This window comes from Stenotrophomonas sp. AGC87, assembly GCF_057333975.1.
The window spans coordinates 56,256-63,083 of the sequence record NZ_JBHFHW010000042.1 but is presented as its reverse complement, the minus strand read 5'-3'; the positions used below and the strand labels follow the sequence as shown (position 1 = coordinate 63,083).

The following is a 6,828-nucleotide window of genomic DNA, read 5'->3' as shown; positions in this document are numbered from 1 at the left end:
CCCCCACTACCGCTGCGTGCGGCCACTGGCCGGCCGCGCCAATGAGAAGAGCCGGCCTTCGCCGGCTCTTCTTTGGATCATTTGCCCTTGACGTGCTTGATCAAGCGGCGCTTGCGCTTGAGCTGACGTTCGGTGAGCACGTTCTTCTTGCCCTCGTACGGGTTCACACCCTCGCGGAAGATGAACTGTACGGGCGTGCCGACCAGCTTGAAGCGCTTGCGGAAGAAATTCTCCAGATAGCGCTTGTACGACTCCGGCAGGTCTTTCAGACGCGTGCCGTGGACGATGAAGGTCGGCGGGTTGGAACCGCCCGGATGCACGTAGCGCAGCTTGGACACGTGACCACGGATCGCCGGCGGCGGGTTGGTCTCGTAGGCCGTTTCCAGCGCCTTGTTGACTTCGCTGGTGCTGAATTCGTGCGTGGCCGAGGCATGCGCGGCGTGGATGCAGCGGAACAGCTCACGCAGGCCCGAGCCATGCTTGGCCGAGATGCGCACCACTTCCGCCCACGGCACGAAGCCGAGCTTGCGCGACACCAGTGCTTCAGCCTGCTCGCGCTGGTAATCGGTCAGGCCATCCCACTTGTTGATCGCCACCACCAAGGCACGACCGGCATCGAGCACCGCACCGAGCACGCTGGCGTCCTGATCGGTCACGCCTTCGGAGGCATCGAGCATCAGCACCGCGACCTGGCACTGCTCGATGGCCTGCAGGGTCTTGATGACGCTGAACTTCTCGACCACTTCCTCGACACGCGCCTTGCGACGCAGGCCAGCGGTATCGATCAGGCGATACTCGCGCCCGTCACGCTCCATGTCCACCGCGATCGAATCACGGGTGGTACCGGGCACTTCGGAGGCGATCATCCGCTCTTCGCCGAGCAGACGATTGACCAGCGTCGACTTGCCCACATTGGGGCGGCCGACGAAGGCGATGCGAATGCGGTTCGGATCGGTGTCCAGGGTCTCGGTGGTGCCCTCTTCCGGCAACCGCTCCACGACCTCATCCAGCAGATCATCCAGGCCCTGACGGTGCGCCGCCGAGACGGTCAGCATTTCGCTGAAGCCGTAACGGGCAAATTCCGAACGCACGGTGTCTTCGTTCATGCCGTCGATCTTGTTGATCAACAGCAGGGTCGGACGGGCCAGCTTGCGCAGCCAGGACAGGATCTCGTCGTCCATCGGGCCCTCACGGGCATCGACCACGAACAGGATCAGGTCCGCCTCGGCGGCGGCGGCGCGGGCCTGGCGGGCGGTAGCGCCGGCCAGACCTTCTTCTTCACCGGCGATACCACCGGTATCGACCACCAGGAACGGGTGGTCTTCATCAAGACGACAAACACCGTAATTACGGTCCCGGGTCACGCCGGGCTGGTCATGGACCAGCGCGTCGCGCGTACGGGTAAACGCATTGAACAGCGTGGACTTGCCGACATTCGGCCGTCCAACCAGGGCGACCAAGGGCAGCATCGCGGTAACTCCTTATTGTGCCAACCGGAATGCGGTCAGCTTTCCATCAACGTTCTGCACCAGCAGAATCCCATCGGCAGCTACCGGCTGTGCCAGGAGGGCGTCGCCGCCACTCTTGGCGCGCGCCGCGAACTCACCGTTATCGGTCCGCAACCAGTGCAGATACCCCTTGTAATCACCGACCACAACGTAATCGCCGTGGATGACCGGACCGGTCAGCGAACGACGGGCCAGGCCCGTCTGCGACCACATGGCCGAACCGCTGGCCTTGTCCAGGCCGAACACGCCGCCTTTGTTGTCGGTGACGAACACATTGCCCGAGGTCAGGGCCACGCCACCGGCGCCACCATGATCACGTGCCCACAGCGGACGGCCGGTCGGGCCTTCGATCGCCATGGTCTGGTTCTTGAAACTGCTGACGAACAGCGTATTGCCTTCCAGCACCGGGGCGCCGTCGATATCGGCCATGCGCTCCAGCTCGGTACGGCCTTCGCCGGTGCCGACCATCTGGTCCCACAGCGTGCGGCCGTCCTGCATGGCCAGCGCGGCGATGGAGCCGTCGTCGTTGCCGATGAACAGCACGCCCGGGCCGGTGACGACCGGCGCGTTGCCACGCACGGTCAGTGCCGGCAGCTCGCGCGGGTTGAACCAGCGCTGGGTGCCATTCTCGGCATCCAGACCGGTCACGCGACCGTCGTTGCTGCGTACGAACACCATGCCCTGGCCCACGGCAGGCGCGGAGATCACTTCACCCGGCACCTTGGCACGCCACTTCTCAGTGCCGTCGGCCGCGTTCAACGCGATGACTTCGCCATCCAGGGTGCCGATGACGACCAGGCCGTCACCCACGCCCGGGCCACCGGACAGACGCAGCTTGGGCTGCTTCTTGACCTTGGCCGGTTCGTAGGTCCAGATCTTCTTGCCGGTCTGCAGGTCGATGGCATGCACGCCACCGTAGATGGCAGCCGCGTACACGCGACCATCGGCGACCACCGGGCCCTGACGGACACCGATGCGCTTCTCACCCTTGCCGACGTTGGCCGTCCAGATCTTGTCGACCTTGGCGGTGGCATCGAACTTGACCAGCTCGGCCGGTTCCAGTGCCTTCTTGGCGGCGGCATCTTTGCCGGCGAACCAGCCCTTCATCGTGCTGCAGCCGGTCAGGGCCATGCCCAACAGGGCAACCGTGGCAACGCGCTTGATCATGACCATCTGATTCATTACACCGACTCCGCAGGATCGGTGACGGTGCCACCGGCATCCGTCAACTTGGTTTCCAGCAGGCGCCGCTGGGGCGCTGCCACGTCCAGCGTCTTGAGCGCCTTCTCATACTGCTCGCGGGCAGCATCACGCTTGCCCTGCGCCATCAGTGCGTCGCCATGGATTTCCAGGCTGGCGCTGTCGGTTGCGGTGCCGAGCTGCTTGATCGCATCCTCGGTCTTGCCGGTGGCCACCAGCAGGCGCGCAACGCGCTGCTCGATCACCGGCTTGAATTCGCGGTCGGCCTTGATCGCGCGCAGGGTCGCCAGCGCGTCTTCATTCTTGCCGGCATCGACTTGGGCCTTGGCCAGCTGCAATGCGGCCAGATCGGCATAGATGTTGGCCTTGCCGCTTTCCAGATCCTTCACACCCTTGGCGGCCTGCTCCAGATCCTTTTCTTCCAGGCTCTTGAGGACGATCTGGTATTGGACGTTGGCGCCGGCCAGGCTGTTGCTGTGCCGGGTCTGCCACTCTTTCCAGCCCCAGATGCCACCGATCGCGATGGCTACGCCAGCGAGGATGCTGACACCGTTCTTCCGCAGCCAGCCGCGGACGCGTTCACTTTGTTCGTGCTCGTCGAGCAGGTCGTCGATCGCCATGCGTACTCTCGCCCCGCCCATGAGGAGGAGCTATTTGAATTGGATTGGGGAAACGCGGTTCAGTGCGAAACTGGGACCACGGAGCCGTCAGAGGATACCGTAAAGCGTGCCACGTTGGCTCGCTGGTACGGCGAAAGGTCGACGATAGTGCCGGCCTGCTGAACCTCGACCGCCGATGCATTGCCCAGCACCATGCGGGCCACCTGGCCTGGCGCGAAGCTGCGGGTCTCGCCCGACTTGATCAGGGCCTTTTCGACGGTGGTGCCGTCGGGCCCGGAAATATCCACCCAGCTGTCGCCTTTGAACTGCAGGCTCAGGGCGCCGGCCTGCGGTGCCGGCGCAGCGGCCGGACGCGGAACCGGGGTCAGCGATGCCAGATACGGCGCCGCCGGTGCCGAAGGCTTGGCCGCTTCGACCGCTACCGGTGCGGCCGGGTCCGGGGTGTCGCCACCGGCCACCGGTACCGCCGCCGGGATCACATCCAGCGAGGCGGTGTTCGGGGTGGTCGCCGTGCCATCGAAATGGCCGCGGGTGGCGAACCAGACCGGCACGGCCAGAACCGCGGTGATGCCGACATACAGGACACGACGCCCCAGGCTCTCGGCAATGCGCCGGGCCCGCGGGGTATGGGTGTGGCTGACCAGCTGCGGCGGCACGATCGGCCCGATATGCGCCTGCTCGAGGATCTCGCCGATGTCCACCTTGAGCAGGCGGGCATAACTGCGCAGCTGGCCGCGCACGAAGACCGGCGCGCCCAGGCGCTGCCACTGTTCTTCTTCGAGGGACTTGAGTACCTGAACCGGCATGTGCAGCTGCTGCCCCACCGCCTCCAGGGTCAGTCCGGCCGCTTCCCGGGCCTGGCGAAGACGAGCTCCGCAACCGGCCGCAGTATCAAAAGCGTTCACAGTCTGGTCATCAATCACAATGCTTTAACCCCGGGGATTAGGTGCCGCATCCTGCGGAAATTCGTCATGAATTCGCTGCAGATAGCGACCGGATGCCATGCTGTCGCCAAGCCGCGCCTCGATTTGAGAGGCAAGTTGTAACACGGAACGTGTGGCCGGTGCAGCCGTCAAACGCCGTTGCGAAAAGGCCCGGGCCTCGAAATAGCGCCCTTGGGCGTACTCGTTGCGGGCCATCGACTCCAGCGCATAGGCATTGACGGGATCTATCTCAAGTGCTCGTCGCAGGTCCGGCACAGCCCGTTCGGGCTGGCCTGCGTCCAGCGCACAGCCACCGGCATTGGCCAGGGCGGACGCCGGGGTGGTGTAGCCCGGGGCCTGCAGCGCCCGGTCGAACCAGACCAGCGACTCGGCCGGCCGGCCATGAGCACATAGCCACGCGCCATAATTGTTGAGGACGTCGCCGCGCTCCGGGCCCAGCTCGGCAGCCTTGGCGTACAGCTGCCCGGCCTCGGCGTCGTTGCCGCGCTGCGCGGCGATGGCCGCCAGCAGCATGTAGGCCTCGGGACGCCGCGCATCGATCTTCATCGCCGCCCGCACGCGCTTTTCAGCGGCATCCGGGGAACCGGCCCGCAGCGACTCGCCGGCCAGGACCATCTGGTCCTGATAGTTCACGCGCTTGCGGATCTCGGGGTTGTCGCGGGCCTCGTAGGTCGGCGCGACCTCGAGCGGAGCGGACGGCGGTTTGACACCTTGTTTGCCACAGCCGGCCAATGCCAGCGCGAAGAAAACAACGGCTGGCAATCGGCGATCAGGCAGCGGCATTCCGGTCTTTCCCGTCCTGCAGCGTTTTGTTGAACTCGGCCTGGCGGCGCGTGCGATCCATGACCTGGCCCTTGAGCTGGCCACAGGCGGCATCGATATCGTCGCCGCGGGTGCGTCGCACCATCGTCAGCACCTTCGCATCGAGCAGGATCTTCTGGAAGGCGCGGATCTCCGTCTCGCCGGAGCGCTCATAGCGCGTACCGGGGAACGGATTGAACGGAATCAGGTTGACCTTGCCCGAGTTCGAGGCCTGCACGGCGTTGTCGAACTGGCGCATCAGCCGCGCCAGCTGGCGGGCGTGCTCGGGCTGGTCGTTGATCCCCTTCATCAGGGTGTATTCGAAGGTGACCGATTCGCGGCGCTTGTTGGCGCGCAGGTAGCGAGCGCACGAGGCCATCAGCTCGACGATCGGGTACTTCTTGTTGAGCGGGACCAGGGTCTCGCGCAGTGCATCGTTGGGCGCATGCAGCGACACCGCCAGCGACACGTCGCTCTCGGTGGAGAGGCGGTCGATCTGCGGCACCAGGCCGGAGGTGGACAGCGTCACGCGCTTGTTGGCCAGGCCGTAGCCCAGATCGTCGCGCATCACGCTCATGGCGCGCACGACGTTGTCGAAATTCATCAACGGCTCGCCCATGCCCATCATCACCACGTTGGTGAGACGACGCTGCTTGTGCGGGATGTTGCCCAGATGGCGCGCCGCGACCCACACCTGGCCGATGATCTCGGCGGTGGAGAGGTTGCGGTTGAAGCCCTGGGTGGCGGTCGAACAGAACGTGCAGTTCAGCGCGCAGCCGACCTGCGAGGACACGCACAGCGTGCCGCGGTTCTTGTCCGGGATGTAGACCGCTTCGATGGCGTTCTTGCCATCGGTGCCCATCGCCAGCAGCCACTTGTGGGTGCCATCGGCGGAGGGCTTGTCGAACACGATGTTCGGGACCAGCACCTCGGCATGCTGCTTGAGCTTGGCGCGCAGCGCCTTGCCGAGGTCGGTCATCTCATCGAAATCGGTGACGTAGTGATGGTGGATCCACTTCATCACCTGATGGGCACGGTAGCGCGCTTCGCCGAGTGTCTCGGCGAAGAAGCGCTCCAGACCCTCGCGATCGAGGTCGAGCAGGTTCTGCTTGGCCACAGCCGGGCTCGACACGAGCACGGATGGGATGGCGGTTGGCTGTACGACCTCGTTCACGGCATCACTCTCAGCGCGAGACGACTTCAGTCGCGGCGAAGAAGTAGGCGATTTCGATCGCGGCATTCTCAACCGAGTCCGAGCCGTGGGCGGCATTGGCATCGATGGATTCAGCGAAGTCGGCGCGGATGGTGCCTGCGGCGGCTTCCTTCGGGTTGGTGGCGCCCAGCAGGTCGCGGTGGGCCAGCACGGCGTTCTCGCCTTCCAGCGCCTGGATCATCACCGGGCCGGAGATCATGAACTCGACCAGCGCGTTGAAGAACGGACGCTCGCGGTGCACGGCGTAGAAGCCTTCGGCTTCACGGCGCGACAGCTGCTTGTACTTGGCGGCGACGACCTTCAGGCCGGCCTTTTCAAAGCGGGCGTAGATTTCGCCGATGACGTTCTTGGCGACGGCGTCCGGCTTGATGATGGAAAGGGTGCGCTCCAGCGCCATGGGAATACTCCGTTGGGCGGGCCACTTGATCGGCCCGAGGTTAACATGAAAAAAACCCGCGTCAAAACGCGGGCTTAGCCTGATATACGTGCGCCAATTCTAACGTGTAACCCCGCCGTACGGTAGTGCCGGGGGGGGGGGGGGG

General features: G+C 64.9%; 7 protein-coding genes. All 7 read right to left on the bottom strand.

What is annotated here, in order from left to right; genetic code table 11:
• Window positions 1-77: 77 nt before the first annotated feature.
• From der to ndk, 7 genes are read right to left on the bottom strand one after another with little or no spacing between them, the layout of a single operon-like run.
• Window positions 78-1,469 (bottom strand): ribosome biogenesis GTPase Der, encoded by a 1,392-nt coding sequence (gene der / locus ACE026_RS17475; RefSeq protein ID WP_259261070.1) that lies wholly within the window; start codon window positions 1,467-1,469, stop codon window positions 78-80.
• A 12-nt stretch (window positions 1,470-1,481) separates the two neighbouring features.
• Window positions 1,482-2,690: an outer membrane protein assembly factor BamB gene (gene bamB, locus ACE026_RS17470; protein ID WP_019183085.1), complete on the bottom strand. Its 1,209-nt coding sequence runs from the start codon at window positions 2,688-2,690 to the stop codon at window positions 1,482-1,484.
• Window positions 2,690-3,328: a YfgM family protein gene (locus ACE026_RS17465; RefSeq protein ID WP_486040065.1), complete on the bottom strand. Its 639-nt coding sequence runs from the start codon at window positions 3,326-3,328 to the stop codon at window positions 2,690-2,692. The genes bamB and ACE026_RS17465 overlap by 1 nt, the downstream gene beginning before the upstream one ends.
• A 59-nt stretch (window positions 3,329-3,387) precedes the next feature.
• The gene (locus ACE026_RS17460; protein ID WP_486040064.1) at window positions 3,388-4,251 is read right to left on the bottom strand and encodes a helix-turn-helix domain-containing protein; all 864 of its coding nucleotides are present in this window, start codon (window positions 4,249-4,251) and stop codon (window positions 3,388-3,390) included.
• Between the two features lie 6 nt (window positions 4,252-4,257).
• Window positions 4,258-5,055, bottom strand: a complete 798-nt coding sequence (pilW, locus tag ACE026_RS17455) for a type IV pilus biogenesis/stability protein PilW (protein WP_486040063.1) — start codon at window positions 5,053-5,055, stop codon at window positions 4,258-4,260.
• Window positions 5,042-6,247 (bottom strand): dual-specificity RNA methyltransferase RlmN, encoded by a 1,206-nt coding sequence (gene rlmN / locus ACE026_RS17450; protein ID WP_486040061.1) that lies wholly within the window; start codon window positions 6,245-6,247, stop codon window positions 5,042-5,044. The genes pilW and rlmN overlap by 14 nt, the downstream gene beginning before the upstream one ends.
• Before the next feature lie 10 nt (window positions 6,248-6,257).
• Window positions 6,258-6,683 (bottom strand): nucleoside-diphosphate kinase, encoded by a 426-nt coding sequence (ndk, locus tag ACE026_RS17445; protein WP_008265389.1) that lies wholly within the window; start codon window positions 6,681-6,683, stop codon window positions 6,258-6,260.
• Window positions 6,684-6,828 lie beyond the last annotated feature (145 nt).

Excerpts from the sequence above, each read along its gene's own strand:
- pilW (WP_486040063.1), bottom strand. The coding sequence starts at position 5,055 with ATGCCGCTGCCTGATCGCCGATTGCCAGCCGTTGTTTTCTTCGCGCTG.
- ACE026_RS17465 (WP_486040065.1), bottom strand. The coding sequence starts at position 3,328 with ATGGCGATCGACGACCTGCTCGACGAGCACGAACAAAGTGAACGCGTC.
- der (WP_259261070.1), bottom strand. The coding sequence starts at position 1,469 with ATGCTGCCCTTGGTCGCCCTGGTTGGACGGCCGAATGTCGGCAAGTCC.
- ndk (WP_008265389.1), bottom strand. The coding sequence starts at position 6,683 with ATGGCGCTGGAGCGCACCCTTTCCATCATCAAGCCGGACGCCGTCGCC.
- bamB (WP_019183085.1), bottom strand. The coding sequence starts at position 2,690 with ATGAATCAGATGGTCATGATCAAGCGCGTTGCCACGGTTGCCCTGTTG.